The following is a 477-nucleotide window of genomic DNA, read 5'->3' on the forward strand; positions in this document are numbered from 1 at the left end:
GAACGAAGGCTTGCGTGATCACGGCGACACCTTCGCGCTTGCTCCCGCAGGCTCGGTCTATGCGGTCTACGCCATCAGTGACGCGACGACGGGTCGACCGGCAGGTGAAATCGCCTATACGGCGTGCTCGGCGCTCTCCGCAATTGTTGACCCTGCGCTGGCATCAGCGCGTCAGGCCGTCTTCTGGCAGGCGCTCGACGCCGACATTGGTCTGGTCGAGGCCGGAACTGCCGCACCGGCGCTTGCCATGGCGCCGGCCTGGGGGACGAATATCGACATCAAAACCGAACAGCCCGAATTGTCGGAGCTCATAGGAACGTTTCGCGGGTCGCCATCTGCGCGGCATAGGCGCTGGGACGCATGGGTCGACTGGTATGAGGGACGGCTTATGGGCCGGCCGCCGGAAAATTGCAGCCTCGGCAAAGGCATCCCGAATCCGGCTCTGAGCTGAAAAACGAAAACCTTCGCGCAAGCTTG

The 477-nt window shown here is 63.1% G+C and carries 1 protein-coding gene; it reads left to right on the forward strand.

What is annotated here, in order from left to right:
• Positions 1-451: hypothetical protein (locus AC1D0P_RS28955; RefSeq protein WP_477679886.1), on the forward strand; the 451-nt coding region annotated here is incomplete at its 5' end.
• Positions 452-477: the final 26 nt, after the last annotated feature.

The organism is Polaromonas sp. P1_G2 (assembly GCF_056405515.1).